The sequence below is a fragment of the Roseiarcus sp. genome (assembly GCF_049514155.1).
GTDB lineage: Bacteria > Pseudomonadota > Alphaproteobacteria > Rhizobiales > Beijerinckiaceae > Roseiarcus.
The window spans coordinates 15,111-33,689 of sequence record NZ_JBEKVH010000005.1 but is presented as its reverse complement, the minus strand read 5'-3'; the positions used below and the strand labels follow the sequence as shown (position 1 = coordinate 33,689).

The 18,579-nt window shown below is 68.9% G+C and carries 14 protein-coding genes; 8 read left to right on the top strand and 6 right to left on the bottom strand.

Annotation, left to right across the window (positions count from 1 at the left end; genetic code table 11):
* Window position 1 precedes the first annotated feature (1 nt).
* A complete protein-coding gene (locus tag ABSF49_RS01445) occupies window positions 2-808 on the top strand; it encodes an ABC transporter permease subunit (RefSeq protein ID WP_424110850.1) in 807 nt (268 codons plus the stop codon).
* A 200-nt stretch (window positions 809-1,008) separates the two neighbouring features.
* Here ABSF49_RS01445 and ABSF49_RS01440 read toward each other — a convergent pair whose 3' ends face one another.
* The 3 genes from ABSF49_RS01440 to ABSF49_RS01430 all read right to left on the bottom strand — a co-directional run bounded on the left by ABSF49_RS01440 (window position 1,009) and on the right by ABSF49_RS01430 (window position 3,711).
* A complete protein-coding gene (locus ABSF49_RS01440; protein ID WP_424110849.1) occupies window positions 1,009-1,239 on the bottom strand; it encodes a hypothetical protein in 231 nt (76 codons plus the stop codon).
* Between the two features lie 314 nt (window positions 1,240-1,553).
* Window positions 1,554-2,576 (bottom strand): LLM class flavin-dependent oxidoreductase, encoded by a 1,023-nt coding sequence (locus tag ABSF49_RS01435; protein WP_424110848.1) that lies wholly within the window; start codon window positions 2,574-2,576, stop codon window positions 1,554-1,556.
* A gap of 109 nt (window positions 2,577-2,685) precedes the next feature.
* Complete coding sequence (locus ABSF49_RS01430; protein ID WP_424110847.1) at window positions 2,686-3,711, bottom strand: zinc-dependent alcohol dehydrogenase; 1,026 nt, start codon at window positions 3,709-3,711, stop codon at window positions 2,686-2,688.
* Window positions 3,712-4,229: 518 nt separating this feature from the next.
* Between ABSF49_RS01430 and ABSF49_RS01425 the strand changes: the two genes are divergently transcribed.
* The 6 genes from ABSF49_RS01425 (at window position 4,230) to ABSF49_RS01400 (ending at window position 13,153) form a co-directional block, all read left to right on the top strand.
* Window positions 4,230-5,732 carry a pyridoxal-5'-phosphate-dependent protein subunit beta gene (locus ABSF49_RS01425; protein ID WP_424110846.1) on the top strand — a complete coding sequence of 501 codons (1,503 nt, stop codon included), beginning with the start codon at window positions 4,230-4,232 and terminating at the stop codon, window positions 5,730-5,732.
* The gene (locus ABSF49_RS01420) at window positions 5,729-7,042 is read left to right on the top strand and encodes a pyridoxal-phosphate dependent enzyme (RefSeq protein WP_424110845.1); all 1,314 of its coding nucleotides are present in this window, start codon (window positions 5,729-5,731) and stop codon (window positions 7,040-7,042) included. The genes ABSF49_RS01425 and ABSF49_RS01420 overlap by 4 nt, the downstream gene beginning before the upstream one ends.
* 115 nt (window positions 7,043-7,157) lie before the next feature.
* The gene (locus ABSF49_RS01415; protein ID WP_424110844.1) at window positions 7,158-9,206 is read left to right on the top strand and encodes a hypothetical protein; all 2,049 of its coding nucleotides are present in this window, start codon (window positions 7,158-7,160) and stop codon (window positions 9,204-9,206) included.
* A 389-nt stretch (window positions 9,207-9,595) separates the two neighbouring features.
* A complete protein-coding gene (locus tag ABSF49_RS01410) occupies window positions 9,596-10,732 on the top strand; it encodes an ISNCY family transposase (protein WP_424110843.1) in 1,137 nt (378 codons plus the stop codon).
* A gap of 409 nt (window positions 10,733-11,141) precedes the next feature.
* Window positions 11,142-12,236 carry a copper-containing nitrite reductase gene (nirK, locus tag ABSF49_RS01405; protein ID WP_424110842.1) on the top strand — a complete coding sequence of 365 codons (1,095 nt, stop codon included), beginning with the start codon at window positions 11,142-11,144 and terminating at the stop codon, window positions 12,234-12,236.
* Between the two features lie 47 nt (window positions 12,237-12,283).
* Complete coding sequence (locus ABSF49_RS01400; RefSeq protein WP_424110841.1) at window positions 12,284-13,153, top strand: SUMF1/EgtB/PvdO family nonheme iron enzyme; 870 nt, start codon at window positions 12,284-12,286, stop codon at window positions 13,151-13,153.
* A 362-nt stretch (window positions 13,154-13,515) separates the two neighbouring features.
* Here ABSF49_RS01400 and ABSF49_RS01395 read toward each other — a convergent pair whose 3' ends face one another.
* Complete coding sequence (locus tag ABSF49_RS01395; RefSeq protein WP_424110840.1) at window positions 13,516-14,217, bottom strand: Crp/Fnr family transcriptional regulator; 702 nt, start codon at window positions 14,215-14,217, stop codon at window positions 13,516-13,518.
* A gap of 174 nt (window positions 14,218-14,391) precedes the next feature.
* Here ABSF49_RS01395 and ABSF49_RS01390 point away from each other — a divergent pair, with 174 nt between their 5' ends.
* The gene (locus ABSF49_RS01390) at window positions 14,392-15,582 is read left to right on the top strand and encodes an NnrS family protein (protein WP_424110839.1); all 1,191 of its coding nucleotides are present in this window, start codon (window positions 14,392-14,394) and stop codon (window positions 15,580-15,582) included.
* Window positions 15,583-15,664: 82 nt separating this feature from the next.
* Here the strand turns inward: ABSF49_RS01390 and ABSF49_RS01385 are convergent, their stop codons facing one another.
* Window positions 15,665-17,311 (bottom strand): N-acyl-D-amino-acid deacylase family protein, encoded by a 1,647-nt coding sequence (locus tag ABSF49_RS01385; protein ID WP_424110838.1) that lies wholly within the window; start codon window positions 17,309-17,311, stop codon window positions 15,665-15,667.
* On the bottom strand, window positions 17,308-18,537 hold the full coding sequence (locus ABSF49_RS01380) for a Zn-dependent hydrolase (protein ID WP_424110837.1): 1,230 nt from the start codon (window positions 18,535-18,537) through the stop codon (window positions 17,308-17,310). Before ABSF49_RS01380 ends, ABSF49_RS01385 begins: the two co-directional genes overlap by 4 nt.
* Window positions 18,538-18,579 lie beyond the last annotated feature (42 nt).

The window sequence follows — 18,579 nt, the reverse complement described above, 5'->3', positions numbered from 1 at the left end:
GATGCTCGTCTGGTCGCGCTCGGGCAAGTTGGCGGTGTGGAGCTTCGCCGCGCTGCTGGTCGGAATCGTCTTTCTCGCTCCGCTCGCCGTCATCCTGGCGGCGAGCTTCGCCGGCCAGTGGAACGGCGTGCTGCCGAGCGGTTTCACCTTCGAACACTACCGCCAAGCCGGCGACGGCGCTTCGGGCGAGGCGGTGTTCGCCAGCCTCGCCACCGGCGTCGTCGCCAGCCTGCTGGCGCTGATCAGCGGCGCCTGGGCGGCGCTCGCCTTGCGCTCGCAGGGCGGCGGCGCGGCGCGAACGCTCGGCGTGCTATTCTTCGTGCCGAGCGCCGTGCCCTCGGTTTCGGTCGGGCTCAGCCTGCTGGTCGCGTTCAGCCAGAAACCGTTGCTGCTCAACGGCACGACGGCGATCGTCTTCATCGCCCATTTCGTGCTGATCTCGGCTTTCTCGTTCGGCAACGTCTCGGCCGGGCTGGCGCGGGTGTCGCCCGATTTCGAGGAGGTCGCGTCGTGCCTGGGCGCGACGCCGTTCTACCGTCTGCGCCGCGTCACGCTGCCGCTGGTCGCGCCTTATCTGTTCGCCGCCTTCGGGCTGAGCTTCGCGCTGTCGATGGGCGAGCTCGGCGCCACCGTCATGGTCTATCCGCCCGGCTGGGTGACGCTGCCGGTCGCCATCTTCGGCCTCACCGATCGCGGCGACATCTTCTCCGGCGCCGCGCTGACCATCGTCCTCGTCGCTGTCACCCTGGCGCTGCTGCTCGCGCTGGAGCGGATTTCCTCCGTACAGACGCAGGCGCGAAACGGCTGATTCCCTCCGTCGTCTGCGTTTCAGCGACAACGCCGCATACGGTCCGGCGGCTCGCGCGTCGCGACCAAGCGCGCGTGTTGGCGCATGAATCGCGCACTCGTCGAGCTCATGCGCGCGCACCCGGCGCCGGACCCAAGATATCGTAGGCGGTCGACTGCCTGGTCAGCGAGGGCGGCTCCCTGGGGCCGACCCGGCCGCCTTCAGTGGCGCTCGGAGACGGCGCCCTCGTCAGTGGCGAAGCGCAGCGCGAGCCGCCGCGCGGCGCGAATGGCGTCGATCCGATTCTGGCCGCTATCGCCACTATCGGCGATGCCGACCCGGACCTGCATGACCTCGCTCGCGTCGTCGAAGCAAACAACGACGGTCGTGAACAACGGGCCGCGCCCGCGGGACTGCGCAAAATGACTGGAGATCTCCGTATGCGTCGGCATCGTAAGCCCTCGTCCTGGCGCTAGCGGAAGCGCGGCGGTGTTGACTTCTCGGCTTGAGAGGCGCGACGCCCTCCGGCGATCGGCTTCTCTCGGCGCAGTCGACATTCAACCGCTCGCAGCCACCAATACCGACGTCATGTGGCGAGATTTTGAAGCTTGCGGCCGATTTGAAGGATTTCGTGATCGGCGCCGTCACAGCTCGGGTCCGAGCGCGATCCCATTTGCGTGACAGAGCGGACCCAGCGCTGGCGCATGTGACGCTTCCCCATCGCTCCACGGTTCGGGGTTCGTCCAGCCGGAACGCGCCCCGGTTCTCAGCGCCAACCGAGGGCGGGGGCGACAGACTTCAGAATCGACTCGATGACGTGGGCGTTGTAGTCGACGCCGAGCTGGTTCGGCACGGTCAACAGCAGCGTGTCGGCCTCGGCGATCGCTTCGTCCTGCTTCAGCTCCGCGATGAGGGCGTCCGGTTCGGCGGCGTAACTGCGGCCGAAAATCGCGCGGGTCGTCTCGTCGATATAGCCGATCGAATCCTCGGCTTGATTGCCGCGGCCGAAATAGGCGCGGTCGCGGTCGTCGACGAGGGCGAAAATGCTGCGGCTGACCGAAACCCGCGGCTCGCGCTTATGCCCGGCGGCCTTCCATGCCTCGCGGAACGCCTGGATCTGCTTGGCCTGCTGGACATGGAACGGCAGCCCGCCTTCGTCGTTCTTCAGCGTCGAACTCTGCAGGTTCATGCCCCTCTCCGCCGCCCAGACCGCGGTCGAGTCGGACCCAGCGCCCCACCAGATGCGGTCGCGCAGGCCCTGCGAATGCGGCTCGAGGCGCAACAGGCCGGGCGGGTTGGAGAACATCGGCCGCGGATTGGGCTCAGCGAAACCGTCGCCGCCCAGAAAGTCGAGGAAAATCTCGGCCTTGCGGCGCGCCATGTCGGCGTCGGTCTTGCCCTCCTCCGGGTCGTAGCCGAAGTAGCGCCAGCCATCGATCACCTGCTCGGGCGAGCCGCGGCTGATGCCGAGCTGCAGGCGGCCGCCGGCGATGAGATCCGCCGCGCCGGCGTCCTCGACCATGTAGAGCGGGTTTTCGTAGCGCATGTCGATGACGGCGGTGCCGATCTCGATCCGGCTCGTCTTCGCGCCGACCGCCGCGAGCAGGGGAAACGGCGAGCCGAGCTGACGGGCGAAGTGATGGACGCGGAAATAGGCGCCGTCTGCGCCCAATTCTTCGGCGGCGACGGCGAGGTCGATCGACTGCAGCAGCGCATCGGACGCCGTTCGCGTCTGCGAATGCGGCGAGGGCGTCCAATGGCCGAACGAAAGGAAGCCAATTCTCTTCATCGCCGCCTCACGCCCCGCTGTGGCGCACGCGCGCCATTGAGTCCATCGCGAATGTACCGGGCGCGAATTCGCCGGCCAAGCTGGCGGCGCGCCGGCCGCGCCGCCGCGATCACTGTCCGTTGGGATAGATCAAGACTTTGCCGAGCCCGGACTCGCTGTCGGCCAGCGCCCGGAACAAGGCCGGCGCCGCCGCCAAGTCGATGCGGTGGGTGACGATCGAGGCGACGTCGACGCGCCCCGAAGCGACCAGTTCGATGGCGCGCGGATAGGCGTCGACCATCCGGCGCGAGAATTTGATTTTCAGGCCGCGGCGGCGCGCTTCGGCCGCCGGCAGCGTGTAGGTGTCGCCGTCGGGAATGCCGACCAGGACGACGCGGCCGCCGATGCGCGCCGCCCGTGCGGCGTCGCGGAAACCGAGCGGATTGTTGGTCGCCTCGACGACCAGGGAGAAGCCCTTGCCGTCGCTTCGGTCGAGGACCTCGGCCAACGATTGGCCGACAGCGGCGGCGCCGAGCCGCATCGCCATTTCGCGCCGATGCGCCTGCGGCTCGACCACGCAGATCTCGCCGGCGCCGGCGACTCTCAACACTTGCAGGATGAGGAGCCCGATCGGGCCGGCGCCGAGCACCGCCGCACTTTCCAGCAGCCGCGGCTTGGCGAGATCGACGGCATGCATGGCCACGCCCAGCGGCTCCAGCATCACGGCGTCGAGCGGCGTCAGCGCCGGCGGCAACTTGACGAGCTGCGAGGTAGGAACCCAAATCCGCGACGTCATCGCCCCGTCGAACGGCGGCGCGCCGAAGAACTCCACATTCGGGCACAGGTTGGAGTAGCCCTCGCGGCACCAGTCGCAGTGGCCGCAGGCGATGTTGGGGTCCACCGCCACCAACGCGCCGCGCGTTAGGCCGAGCGCAGCGACGTCGTCGCAAAGGTAGCCGCCGAACTCGTGGCCCGGCACGAACGGCCGGCGAACGACCGCGCCGCCGATGCCGCCATCCTTGTAGTAGTGCAGGTCGCTGCCGCAGATGCCGACGGCGGCCACTTCGATCAGAACCTCGCCCGGCTTGCCTTCACGCAAGTTGAACGGCGCAACGCGAGCGTCGCGCGGCCCATTGAGGAACAGCGCCTCGGTCATCGGTCCCCCTCCGTGGGGCGCAGTTTCGGGGTCAGCGCGCCGGGGCGCGGGCCAGCCGGGCAAGTTCGCGTTTCGAGCCGCATCACTGTTTGCGTCGCCCCAAAAATTCCGGCGACGCGAAGCGCTCGGCGATCGCCGCCGCGTCGGTCATGCCGTCGCCGGCTTGGCCTGTCAAATCGACGAGCGTCCCGGGGGCCGCTCGCCACACGCCTTCACGTCTCAAGCGTCAATGGAGCGACGGGATCCGCGCCGCCGCGTCGATTTAACGCGCCGAATCAACTTGCTGGACACGGGTGTTCGGTCGGACCATGATCGCGTCCGGCCCGCGCAGGCGACCGCCGCGAGCGTCCGGCCTTCCGGGCCCGCGGAATTGTCAGCGTCGCCGCACGGGACGGCATTCGGCAAAGCGCGAGATCGATGTCGTCGTCCCGCTCGGCCGCGGGGCGCCGTCGGCGTGCGCCCGTCGCTGGACGGGACCTTAGGCCAGCCGCTTGTCGAGACTGGGAAGGGAAAGTGGAATGGCGCGGCTCGGACTGGAAACGCATCTGGTCGACGGCGACGTCTACAAGCGAACGCTGGCCCGCTTCCGCGACGCCGGGGTCGTCCTGCCGACCTTCGGCGAATTGAAGGACCCCTCGACGATCCCGCCGGCGATCGCGGAGCGCCTCGGCGCAATCGATCCCGATGCGCCCCATCCGCTGAACCTGTTTCGCGTCCACTGGTTCAACGACGAAACGCGCCGCGGTCGCGTGGGCGAGCCCGCCGCGATCGAATTGCCGTCGGAGCTGACGGGCTCGCCGGCGCGCATCGTGCTCGCGCTCGGCGACCGCTTCCCGATGATCCGCGCCCACAAGGTTCTCGCCGCCTACGGCTGCCTCGCGCCGCGCGTCGTCACCGGCCAGTTCGACCCGACGCGCCACCGCGCGATCTGGCCCTCGACCGGCAATTATTGCCGCGGCGGCGTCGCCATCTCGCGCATTCTCGACAGCCGCGGCGTCGCGGTGCTGCCGGAGGCCATGAGCCAGGAGCGCTTCGACTGGCTCGACCGCTGGGTCGCCGACCCCGCCGACATCGTCCGCACGCCGGGCTCGGAAAGCAACGTCAAGGAGATCTACGACGCCTGCGCCGCGCTCGAACGCGATCCGGCCAACATCGTCTTCAATCAGTTCTGCGAATACGGCAATTACCTCGTCCACCGCCTGTGCACCGGCGCGGCGTTGGAGCGCGTCTACCGCGCCGCCGCCGCCGGCCGGCCGCGCGCTCGGCTCGCCGCCTTCGTCTCGGCCACCGGTTCGGCGGGCACGATCGCGGCGGGCGACCACCTCAAAGCGACGTTCGGCGCGAAGATCGCGGCGGTCGAGGCGGTCGAATGCCCGACCCTGCTCTACAACGGCTACGGCGAGCACAACATCCAGGGCATCGGCGACAAGCACGTGCCGCTGATCCACAACGTCATGAACACCGACGTGGTGATCGGCGTCAGCGATCGCGCGACCGACACGCTGCTCGCGCTGTTCAACACCGACGAGGGCCGTCGCTATCTGGTCGAGCGGCGCGGCGTCGAGCCCGCCTTGGTCGCTTCCCTCGACAACTTCGGCCTCTCCAGCATCTGCAACATCGTCGCCGCGGTCAAACTCGCCAAATATTTCGACCTCGGACCCGACGACGTCGTCATCACCGTCGCCACCGACGGCGCGGAGATGTACGGCAGCGAAGTGCGCAAGGCGATCGTGCGTCACTTCGGCAATCGCTTCGACGCCGTCAGCGCCGGCGAGACCTGGGGCCGGTCGCTCGCCGCGGCGGACGTCGACCACGTGCTGGAGCTCAGCCACGTCGACCGCAAGCGGATGTTCAACCTCGGCTATTTCACCTGGGTGGAGCAGCAGGGCGTGTCGCTGGCGGATTTCCAGGCCCGTTCGCGCCAGGCGTTCTGGGACGGACTGCTCGAGCTCGCGCCGGCGTGGGACGCTTTGATCGCCAAGTTCAACGCGGAGAGCGGCGCCGCCGCCAGACTGTCGTGACGGGCGAAGACGCGGCTCCGCTGTTCGTCTGCCACGGCTGCGGCGCCACGGTCGATCCGGCGCGCGCCTTTCCGTTCGCCTGTCCCAACGCCGGCGCGCCGGGCGACGACGTCGACCACGTGCTGGTCGCCCCCACGAACGCGCTTAGCCGCCGGGACGGCGACGAAGACAACCCCTTCCTGCGCTACCGGCAATGGCTGACGCCCTACCGGCTCGCGCGCGCCGTCGGCCTTTCCAACGCCGCCTGGGCCGAGCTAGTCGGCGAACTCGATTTGCGTCTGCAGCAGATCGACGGCCGCGGCTTCCGCGTCACGCCGATGGCGCGCCAGCCGACGCTCGCCGCGGCGCTCGGCCTCGCCGGCGACCTGTGGATCAAGGATGAGACGGGAAACGTCTCCGGCTCGCACAAGGGCCGCCACCTGATGGGCGTGGCGCTCTACCTGCGTGTGCTGGAGCGCTCCGGCCTCGCGCTCGGCAAGGATTTGCGCGCGCGGCGCCTGACGATCGCCTCCTGCGGCAACGCCGCGCTCGCCGCGGCCGCGATCGCACGCGCCGCCGATTGGCCGCTCGACGTCTTCATCCCGGTCGACGCCGAGCCGAGCGTCGTTCGGCGGCTCGGCGAGCTCGGCGCCGCCGTCGTCGTCTGTGAACGGCGAGGGGGCGAAGCCGGCGACCCTTGTGTGCGCGCCGCGCGCGTCGCGGTCGCGGCCGGCGCCATTCCGTTCAGCGTCCAGGGGCCCGACGACGGGATTGCGGTGGAAGGCGCGCGCACGCTCGGCTTCGAAATGGCCGAGACGCTCGCAGCCGAGGGCGCTGAAGTCGAGGCCTTGTTCGTCCAGGTCGGCGGCGGCGCTTTCGCCAGCGCCCTCGCGCAAGGGTTTGCGATCGCCGCCGCCGCCGGGCTGGCGCGGCGCGCCCCGCGCCTGATCGCCGTGCAGACCGCAGGTTGCGCCCCGCTGGCGCGCGCCTGGCGGCGCCTCGACGGCGTCGATCTCAATGAAGCGGCCCGCTGTCGGTCGCGATTCATGTGGCCGTGGGAAAGCGCGCCGGCGAGCCTCGCCCACGGCATCCTCGACGACGAGACCTACGATTGGTGGGAAGTCGTCAAGGCGATGCGCGAAACGGGCGGCGAGGCGGTCGTCGCCGACGAGGCCGCCATCGCCCGGGCGCTGAGCCTCGCGCGCGCCCATACGGCGATTCCGGTGTCGGCGACCGGCGCGGCCGGGCTCGCCGGCGCGCTCATCGCGCCCCGCGCCGGCAAGTCGGCCGCCGCGGTGTTTTCCGGGGTCGAACGAGGCGAGAGCGCCTGAAGGCAAACCCGCCCGAGCGGCGCTTTGATCGGCGTCAAGACGCGCCGGGCGGTTTGCGCCGATCGATAGGCGGACGGCGTTTGTCGTTCCCGTTCAAGGCCCTGCGGAAGCGCCCATGGTCCAACTCGCTCCTGTTCCCTTCGACGTCCTGGTCGGCCGCATGCTCAGCGAGCTGGAGCGGAAGCGATCGGCGTTCGATCTGCCCGCTCAACGGTTCGTCAAGGCTCATCCGGGGCGCGATCTCTCGATCGCCGTCCACCACCGCCGCGCCGCGACCCCGTTCGGGCCGGCCGCCGGACCGCACACCCAGATGGCGCAGAACATCGCGCTCGCCTGGCTGGCGGGCGGCCGGACGATCGAATGCAAGACGGTCCAGGTCAAAGACGACATCGAAGTGCCGCGGCCGTGCATCGACATGGAGACGGTCGGCTACAACGTCGAATGGTCGCAGGAGCTGACGATCGGCCAATCGCTCGAGGAATACGTCAAGGGCGCGATGCTGATCGAGATGCTGAAGGCCTCGGGCGTCGGCGCGGGGCTCGAAGAGACGGTGTTCGACATGAGCGTCGGCTACGATCTCGCCGGCATCCGCTCGGCCAAGGTGCGCGGCTTCCTCGACAGCATGATCGACGCCAGCAAAGTCGTCGAGCGGTTGCGGGCGAAAATCCCCGACGCCTATCGTCCGTTCAGGGACTTGCCGTTCCCGACCCGCCTCTCCGATACGTTGACGCTGTCGACCTTCCACGGCTGCCCGCCCGGCGAGATCGAGGCGATCGTCGAGCACCTCATCGGCGAAGTCGGTCTCGACGTGACGGTCAAGCTCAATCCGACGCTGCTGGGACGCGAGAGGGTCGATGCGATCCTTCACGATGCGTTGGGCTATCACGAGATCAAGGTCCCCGAGCGCGCCTTCGCCGAGGACGCGAGCTGGGAAGACGCGGCGGCGATGGTCGAGCGTCTCGGCGCCTACGCCGCGGCGCGCGGACGCAGCTTCGGCGTGAAGTTCTCCAACACGCTGGTGGTCGAGAACCACAAGCGCTTCTTCCCCGCCAGCGAGCCGCTGATGTACCTGTCCGGGCCGCCGCTGCACCCGCTGGCGATTGCGCTGGTCAATCGCTTCCGGCGCGCCTTCGCCGACCGTTTCCCGATCTCGTTCGCCGGCGGCGTCGAGGCGACCAATTTCGCCGACACGGCGGCCTTGGGCCTGACGCCGGTGACCGCGTGCAGCGACCTGTTGAAGCCGAGCGGCTACCGGCGCGGCTGGACCTACATCTCCGACCTCGTCAAGCGCATGGACGCAGTCGGGGCGAAGGACATCGAAACGTTCACGCTTCATGCGCACGGCCAGGCCGAGGCCGCGCTCGCCAAGCTCGGTCTGCCGGAGGAGCGCAGCGCCGTCTGCCGCGCCGCGCTCGCGGCCGGCGGCGATTTGCGCGGCGCGGCGGGCGAGGCCTTCGCGGCCTGGGTCTCCGCCGCGCGGGTGCTGAACGCCGCCGTCTACGCCGAACGCACGATCGCCAACCCGTATTACAGCGCCGCCGAGAACGCGAACCCGCCCAACAAGGTCGGCAGCGCGCTGGTTCTGTTCGACTGCCTCACCTGCGACAAGTGCATCCCGCTCTGCCCCAACGACGCCAACTTCATCCTGCCCATCTCGCCGCGAGAGACGCCGGTCGAGCGGGTGACGCGCGGCGCGGACGGCTGGAGCGTCGACGTCATCGGTTCGGTCAAGTTCGCCAAGCCGCGGCAACTCGCCACCTTCGCCGACGCCTGCAACGAATGCGGCAATTGCGGCGTGCTGTGCCCCGAGGACGGCGGCCCCTATCTGGCAAAGCCGCTGTTCTTCGGCAGCCTCGCCGCGTTCGAGGCCGCCCGCGACCACGACGGTTTCGTCGTCGAGAAAAGCGACGGCGGTTTCGCGATGCGCGGGCGCTTCGGCGGCGAGGTGGTGACGGTCGAAAAGACCGACGCGCGCGTGCGCTACAGCGGCGCCGGCTTCGACCTCGCCTTCGACCCCGCCGACGTCGCCGCGACCGTCAGCGGCTCAGCCGACGGTTCGGTCGACCTCACCCGGCTGCGCATGATGCTGCCGATGCTCGAGGCGATCGTCGCGCCGGACTCGATCAACTACGTCAGCGTGGCCTTGCGCGCCGCGACCGCATGAGGCGGCGCGAGGCCTTCCCGGCGCCTTCGTCAAGCGGCGTCAAGTCCTGTCAAGTTCTGTCAAACTTTGTCAAGTTTTGTCAAGCTTTGTCAAGGCTTTCCTTGACACGACTTTGAGCAATTTCAAAGACTTACGACCGCCGCAACTTGACAAACGGGCCTCTGCGAAAATCTCTTGCCGCACGACCACTGTCGGATCGAGCGGAGGTCGCCTCGGCGACCTAAGATTCATGATAGGCCCGGTTCGACAATTCGGGAAGACTTTGTCGCGCTCGTGTCGGTAGCACACGATATGTCCGGTTTAGGTAGCACACGATCTGTCCGGTAGCGTCTTGCCCTTTGAGGAGGGTTTTGATGCGCCGGTCGGAAGCCCTTCAAGGTGTGCGTGTGATGAGGTTTCTGGACATTTTGGGCCGCTACGAGGCGGCGGAGTTCAATCAGTTGGAAGCGGCGGAGTTGCTGGGCGTCGACGAGCGGACGTTTCGCCGTTGGCGTCAACGGTTTGAGGATGACGGCGAGGCGGGTCTGCTGGATCGGCGGCTCGGCAAGGCGTCGGGCAAGCGGGTTCCGATTGATCGCGAACATGAGGTCGAGGCTTTGTATCGCGAGCGTTATCAGGGCTTCACGGCCAAGCATTTTCACGAGCATCTGGTGGCGAAGCATAATTTCGCGTGGAGCTACACCTGGACGAAGACATTTCTTTATTCGAAGGGTCTTCTGGAGAAGGCGAAGCGGCGTGGCGCGCATCGGCGCAAGCGACCGCGTCGGCCTCTGCCGGGGATGATGTTGCATCAGGACGGCTCGCGCCATGTCTGGGTTCAGGGGCAGTCGGCGCTCGATTTGATCGTGACGCTGGATGACGCGACGAGCGCGATCTATTCCGCCTTTCTGATCGAGGAGGAAGGCACGGCTTCGACGTTTCGGGGCTTACGCGAAGTCTTTGGCGAGCGCGGCCTGCCGCTCAGCCTTTATACCGACCGGGGCGCCCACTACTTTTTCACCGCCGAGGCTGGCGCGGTCGACCGCAAGCAGCCGACGCAGGTCGGGCGGGCGCTCGAGCGGCTGGGCGTCGAGCATATCGCCGCCTATTCGCCGCAAGCGCGCGGGCGCTCGGAGCGGGTGTTCCAGACCCTGCAGGACCGCTTGGTCAAAGAGCTGGCGCTGGCCGAGATCGACACGATCGAGGCGGCCAACGTCTTCATTCGCGATCGTTACATCCCCGCACATAACGCGCGCTTCGCGGTTCCCGCCGAGCAACCGGGAACGGCGTTCGTGGCCATCCCCGGCGTCGATCTCGACGAGGTTCTCTGCGTGCAGGAGGAGCGCCAGGTCGGCAACGACAATTGCGTTTCGTTCAACCGGCTCAAGTTGCAAATCCCGGAAAGCCCGCTGCGCGCCCATTTCGTCAAGGCGCGGGTGAAAGTGCGCCAGTATCCCGACGGAAGCCACGCCATCTTTCACGGCCAGCGCTGCCTGGGCCGCTACGACAAGAAAGGGACCTTCAGGAAAGAAAAAAGCGTCGCCTAAATCCGCTCGGCGGCGCGCCTGTGGAAATGTGGACAACGCTGACGCGTTGACCACATTCCCACAGGAGAACAAAAGCAGAAGAAGCGGACAATTGATGTGCTACCAAAACCGGACACGTTAATTCGCTATCGACAGACTTTGTCGCGCTCGCGACGACGGGGCATGGCGAAGACGCGATGCGCATTGCCATTTTCGGCTCTGCAGCCTTACGCGAGCCGCACGACCCGGCGGGCGATGGGGCAGCGCAGCCGCTTGCCGGCGCCGGCTTGGCGGGGGACGGAAAGCGGCGGAGCGGCGCCGACCGCGGAGGGCGTCGCAAACACCCCGAAACATTGACGGCCAGCAACGTTCCGGCGGCGGCGGCCGCGCCATAAAGCTCCTGAGCCAACGAACATCCAGGAGCAACCCCATGTTCAACCGCCGCGATCTGTTTCTCGCCGCCGGCGCCGCCGCGGGCGCGGCCGCCGTGCTGAAGGCGCTGCCGGCGACGGCGGCGGAGGCCGCCGACCTGCCGCGGCGCGAAGTCGAGCTCGTCGCTCCGCCCTACGTTCATCCGCACGAGCAGGCGACAAGCCGCGGACCGGAGGTCGTCGCCTTCAAGATGACGATCATCGAGAAGGAGCACGTCATCGACGACGACGGGACCAAGATTCACGCCTTCACCTACAACGGTTCGATCCCCGGTCCGTTGATGGTCGTGCACGAAGGCGATTATCTCGAGCTCACCCTCGTCAATCCGCCGACCAATCAATTCGACCACAACATCGACTTCCACGCCTCGACCGGCGCGCTCGGCGGCGGCGCGCTCACCCACATCAATCCGGGCGAGGAGGTGACGCTGCGCTTCAAGGCGACGCGCGCCGGCGTGTTCATCTATCATTGCGCGCCGGAGGGGCCGATGATCCCCTGGCATGTCGTCTGCGGCATGAACGGCGCGGTGCTGGTGCTGCCGCGCGAGGGCCTGACCGACGGCGCCGGCAAGACGCTCGCTTACGACCGCATCTATTATGTCGGCGAGCAGGACTTTTATGTCCCGCGCGACGCCGGCGGCGCCTACAAGACCTACGCCTCGGCCGCCGATTCCTTCGTCGATACGATGGCGGTGATGCGCGGACTGATTCCGACCCATGTCGTGTTCAACGGCGCGGCCGGCGCGCTGACCGAGAAGAACGCCTTGCCGGCCAAAGTCGGCGAGACGGTGTTGATCATTCACAGCTCCGCCAATCGCGACACGCGGCCGCATCTGATCGGCGGCCACGGCGACTACGTCTGGCTGATGGGCAAGTTCGCCAATCCGCCGATGCGCGACCTCGAAACCTGGTTCGTGCCCGGCGGCTCGGCGGTCGCCGCGCTCTACACGTTCCGCCAGCCCGGCGTCTACGCCTACCTCAACCACAACCTGATCGAGGCGGTCCTGCTCGGCGCCACCGCGCACTTCCGGGTCGAAGGCAAGTGGAACGACGACCTGATGACGCAGGTGCGCCGCCCGGGCCCGTTCGGCTGAGCGGCCGCGCGCCGTCGCGGCGGAGAACACGGAACGGAGGCTCAACGATGCGTTTCTCCCGCCTCGCCATCGCCGCCGCCGCCGTCGCGACGGCGTCGCTCGCCGCCATTGGAATGACGCCGCCCGCAACTGCGCCCTCCGGCGCGTCGCGCCCCGCCGTCGCAACCCTGCAGCCCGGCTGGTTCGCCTACCGGCCGCTCGGCGACTACGAATCCAACGGCCGCGTGATCGACGCGCCGGCGCGGGCGACGCGGCTCGACGCGCCGCTCGACGTGATGGTCGAACCGGTCAGCCAGGCCGAGTACGCCCGCTGCGTCGCCGCCGCCGCCTGCCCGAAGCTGAAGTCCGTCGATCCGGCGGCGGAGAACCTGCCGGTCGTCGGCGTGAGCTGGCTCGAAGCGACCGCCTACGCCGAATGGTACGCGGCCAAGACCGGCGAGGACTGGCGCCTGCCGACCGACGAGGAATGGGCCTATGCCGCGGCCGAACGCTTCCGCGGCGAGCCGCCGCGCATCGCGAGCGGCGACGACTTCGCCCGCCGCTGGCTCGCCAAGTTCGACGCCGATTCCGCCCTCGCGCGCCAGCCGAAAGCCCCGCAACCGTTCGGCCATTTCGGGCTCGACACGCTCGGCGTCGCCGACCTCGCCGGCAACGTCTGGGAATGGACGAATTCCTGCTACGAGCGGCGCTCGGTAGAGGCGGGCGGCGAGGCGCGCCTGCTGACCCGCAATTGCCGCGTGCGCGCGCTCGAAGGCGAGCACCGCACCTTCATGAGCGATTTCATCCGCGACGGCGTCGCTGGCGGCTGCTCGGTCGGCCCGCCGCCGACCAACCTCGGCTTCCGCCTGGTGCGCGCCCACGCCAGCGCCGTCGCACGAATGCTGAGCGGCGTCGGCGCGCTCTTCGCCGCGTTGTAGCGTTCGCTTGCGGCGGCCCTCTCCCCCTCGTCCTTCGAGGCCGCTTCGCGGCGCCTCAGGATGAGGGAGCGGCGGCGCTGCCGTCGCTTAATCCGCTGCGCCACCTTCGGCGATTGTGCGTGTTGACCCTTTCCCCTCATCCTGAGGCGCCCTCGCGCTAGCTGTGAGCATGCTGCGATCAAGTCGAATCGACTGCGTCGTCATTGCGAGCAAAGCGAAACAATCCAGACTTAGGGATTACGGCGACGGCTAAGTCTGGATCGCTTCGCTGTCGCTCGCGATGACGGCGGAGAGCGGGTCAATCCAAGCACAAAATGCTGTAGCGAGGGCCTCGAAGGACGAGGGGGCCGCGCCGCCGTCGTTCACCCGACTTCGCCGCCCTCGGCGATCGCCGAGAGGCGATCGGGGCGGCGCACGACGATCCGCGCCCGCCCGCTTTCGACCAGACCCTCGCTCTCCCAGGCGCTGAGCAGGCGGCTGACGGTGAACAGCGTCGAGCCGACCATCTCGCCGAGATCCTGGCGCGTCACCGGGAAGTCGATCTCGACCCCGCCCTCGACCGAGCGCCCCGATTGCGCCGTGAGCTTGAGCAAAGCGCGCGCCAGCCGGCGTTCGACCGGCTCGGTCGCCATCTCCATCACCCGCGCGTTGGCGTCGGCGAGCCGCGCGCCAACCGATTGCAGCAGGCCGGACGACAAAGCCGGGAACTTCGCGGCCAGCTCCGGCCAGACCGACGACGGCCAGGCCAGCGCCAGGCACTCGACCACCGCCTTGGCGGTCGCCGGATAGGTCGTCTCGCGGATCTGCGCGGCGATGCCGAACAGTTCGCCCGGATCGATGTAGCGGATGACGATCTGCCGCCCGTCGGGCGTCAGCTTGCTCGCCTGCACATGGCCGTCGAGCAAGAGGAAGAACGACTCTGCCGGCGCGCCCTGTTCGAACAGCGAGGCGCCCTTGTCGAAACGGCGTGCGTGCGCCGGCGCCAGCAGCGCGTCGAGGTCGGCGGCGGCCCATCCGGCGAAGGCCTTGAGGTCGGCGAGAACGGACCGATCGACGCCGCTCACGACGCCTCGCTCCGCCGCCGGAGCTTCGGCCCGCCGACATTGTGGAAGCGCAACGTCGCGCTGTTCGATTCCATGCCAGATCGTCTCGTCAGCTCGCGCGGCGCGACTGTCTCCGATTTGCCGCGGCGAGTCGACAGGGCGCCGCGCCGCGCCCGCTTGCTCTGGAGTCCGCCGATGTCGCCCGTCCCGCGCACGAAGCCTTATGACGGCCCGCCGCTGTTCTCCTACGGCTTCCGCCCGTTCTTCCTCGGCGCCTCGCTGTTCGCCGGGCTCGCGGTCGCGCTGTGGCTGCCGGCCTATTTCGGCGAACTGACCCTGCCGACCGCCTATCCGCCGCTCGACTGGCACATCCACGAGATGATCTACGGCTACGGCGCCGCGGCGGTCGCCGGCTTCACGCTGACCGCCATCCCCAACTGGACCGGCCGCCTGCCGCTGCAGGGCGGCAGGCTGATCGCGCTCACGGCGCTGTGGATTGCCGGCCGGCTGGCGATGGCGTTCTCGGCGCCGATCGGCGCCATTCCGGCGGCGGCGGTCGATCTCGCCTTTCTCGCGCTGCTGATCGTCTTCGTCGCGCGCGAACTCGGCCACGGCGGCCAGAGCCACAACCGCAAGGTCGCCGTGGCGCTCGCCGTGCTGTGGCTCGGCGATCTCGTCTTCCATGTCGAAGCGATCGCGCGGGGCTACGCCGATTATGGGGTGCGAGTCGGCCTCGCCGCGCTGCTGTTGCTGATCACGCTGATCGGCGGCCGCATCATTCCGAGCTTCACCCGCAACTGGCTGGCGCGCATGAATCCGGGCCCGCTGCCGGCGCCGGCCGACCGTTGGGACGTCGCTGCGATCGTGCTGACCGCGCTCGCGCTCGCGGCCTGGGTCGCCGCGCCGGGCGCTGCGCTGACCGGCTGGGCGCTCGTCGCCGCCGGTCTCGCGCAGGCGGCCCGGCTCGCGCGCTGGCGCGGCTGGCGGGCGTGGCGCGACCGCCTGGTGCTGGTGCTGCACGTCGCCTATCTGTTCGTGCCGGTCGGCTTCGCGCTGACGGCGCTCTCCGCTTTCGGCCTCGCGCCGGAATCGGCGGGCGTGCACGCCTGGGCGATCGGCGCGATCGGCGGCATGACGATCGCGGTGATGTCGCGCGCCGCGCTCGGCCACACCGGCCGCGCGCTGATCGCCAGCCCCGCCGCGCAGGCGGTCTATGCGCTCGTCTTCATTGCGGCGATCGCGCGCATCTATGCGGCGCTCGCGCCGGAGCACGGCTTCGCGGCGCTGCATTTCGCCGCCTTCGCTTGGATCGCCGCCTTCTTCGGCTTCTCGATCGCCTATTGGCGCGTATTCACCGGGCTGCGACGCGAAGCCAACCGGACTTAGGAATTGCGGCGGCGGCTGAGTCTGGATCGCGTCGCTGTCGCTCGCGATGACGCCCCATCGAACGGCCGTCAACAGCCGCGCTTCACGCGTGCGCCGGGCTCATCAGCGTGCGGCCGGGGAACGGGCGCGGCGCCGACAGCGCGCCGTGATCGAGCACGCGATGGCCGTGAATCCATACCATGTCGATCCCGGCGGGCCGGGTCGACGGGTCGAAATAGTCGTTGCGCTCGCCGACGCTCGCCGGGTCGAACAGGGTCAGCGAAGCATCGGCGCCGACCTTGAGCGTCGGGTCGGCGAGGTGGAGAAAGCGGCACGGCAGCGTCGCCATCCGCCACACCATCTGCTCGAGCGGAATGCCCATTTCGCGCCCCAGGCGCAACGCCTTGGGGAAGGCGCCGAGCGAGCGCGGATGCGGCTTCTGTCCCGGCCCCGGCATCAGTCCGTCGGTGCAGATCGCCATCGTCGGCCGGCGGAAGAAGCGCTCCATCGTCGCCTCGTTGCCGTAATGGGTGATGATCGCGATCTCGCCGGAATTGGCGGCGAAGAAATCGAACGCCGCCGCGAAAGCTTCGTCGCTGTCGAGATTGTCCGCGCCAGCGGCGCGCGCGACGTCGCCGAGACGCCGGCCGAGCCAGGCGTCGCCGACCCCCGGCTTCACCCCGGCGATCTGGATGCCCTGCAGCCCGCCGCAGAAGTGGACGAAATTGTCCCAGCTCGTGGAGTCGAAGCGCATCTTGGCGATCATCTTGGCTCGCAGCGAAGGATCGGCGAGTCCCGCCAGGAATTCGGCGCGGCCGCCCGATCGCATCTCGGGCGGGAAGATGGCGTCGCCGGTGGTCGAGCCGGCGGTGTAGGGATACATGTTCTCCATCGTCGGGATGAGCGAAGCGGCGTCGGCGAGAATGCTCTCCAGCTCGCCGATGCGGTCATAATTCTGCGCCCCGGCGATCTTCGAGTGCTCGTTGCAATAGCCGCCGCCGCCGTCGACCGCCGCCTCGACAACTTCCTTGACGCTGCCGATGATGTTGTCGCTCTCCGAGCGCAGGTGGGGAAAGAGCGCGCCGGGCTTGACCCCATTGAAGGCGCGCACCAGCGCCGTCAGCTCGCGCTGGTCGCAGTAAACGGCAGGGTTGTAGACGAGGCCGGTCGACAGGCCGAGAGTCAGCGGCGCTTCGCGCCGCACCACCTCGGCCATCGCTTCGAGCTCGGCGTCGGAGGCGACGCGCGCGACGTTGGCCATCACGACCCGGCGCACCGCCGAATGGCCGAGATAGATCCCCATGTCGGTGACCGAGCGGCCGCGATGCCAGGCGAGGAACTCGGCGATCGAGCTCCATGTCCATTCGCCGTCGATCGCGCCGTCGAGCGGCTTCAACTGCGCCGCGTATTGCGAGCGCTGCGCCGCGGCGACGGGCGCCGGCGACAGGCCGTCGACGCCGCAGATGCGCTTGGTGACCCCGCCGAGAATGGCGAGCTCGCAGGCGCGGGGAAGCCCGTTGGCGCCGATCGCCGCGCCGCCGAGCGCGCCGTGATTGTGCGTGTCGACGAAACCCGGCGCGAGCGCGCGGCCGCGCGCCTCGATCACCCGGTCGGCGCTCGCCGCCTGCGAGGCGGTCACCGCGCCGAGCGCGACGATGCGATCATCGTCGATGAGGACGTCGCCCGAATAGGGCGGCGTGCGTCCGTCGCCGTTGACGATCAACGCGTCGCGGATGAGCTGGCGCGTCATTCGGCGAGCTCCGTCACCAGCCGCAGCAGCACGTCGGCGCCGGCGGCGATGTCTTCGGGCTTGGTGTATTCGGCGATGTTGTGGCTGATTCCGCCGGCGCTCGGGGTGAAGATCATGCAGGCCGGGCAGATCGCCGCGAGCATCTGCGCGTCGTGGCCGGCGCCGCTCGGCAGCCGCTTGACCGGCAGATCGAACGCCTTGGCGATCGCCTCGACCCGCGCCACCAGATGCGGCGCGAACGGCACGGGATCGAAGCGGGCGAGCGAGCGGGCTTCGAGCGTCACCCCCTCCCCCGCCGCCGCCTTCACGGCAAACGACATCAAGCGCGCCTCGGCCTGCTTGAGCCGCTCGTTGTCGGTGTTGCGAAGGTCGATCGTCATCAGCGCCCGCTCGGCGACGACGTTGACGAGATTGGGCGACAGCGTCAGCGCGCCGACGGTCGCGACCTGATCGCCGCCGAGTTCGTCGGCGATCCGCCGCGCGTGGACGGCGATCGCCGCCGCGACGTAGCCGGCGTCGTGGCGCATCCGCATCGGCGTCGTGCCGGCGTGGTTCGCCTGGCCGGTGAGGGTGAATTCGGTCCAGGAGATGCCCTGCACGCCTTCGACCGCGCCGATGGCGAACCCCTCCGCCTCCAGCGTCGGTCCCTGCTCGACGTGCAGCTCGACATAGGCGTGAACGTTCGGCTTGCCGACCGGCGCGTCGCCGCCATAGCCGATGCGCTTCAGCTCCTCCCCGGCTTTCCTGCCGTCGATGCTGACCGAGGTCAGCGCCGTTTCGAGCGCCATCGCGCCGGTGAACACCAGGCTGCCGAACATGTCGGGCTGGAAGCGCGCGCCCTCCTCGTTGGTGAAGAAGGCGACGGCCAGCGGCCGCTTGGTGACCACGCCGGCGTCGTTGAGCGTCTCGATCACCTCGAGCCCGCCGAGCACGCCGAGCGCGCCGTCGTAACGCCCGCCGGTCGCCACCGTGTCGATGTGGCTGCCGATCATCACCGGGGCGCCGTCTTCCTCGCCGCGCCGAACGCCGACGACATTGCCGATCGCGTCGATCGTGACCGTCAGCCCGAGCTCGCGCATCCACTGGACGACCAGGTCGCGGCCCGCCTTGTCGGCGTCGCTGAGCGCGAGGCGGCACACCCCGCCGTCGGGCCGCGCGCCCTCTTCGGCTAGCCGCTGCAGGCGCGACCACAGCCGCGCGCCATTGACTCGCAGGTTTTGACGCATCTCATGGCCCCGACGGCTGGATCGTCGCAACCAATTATTACA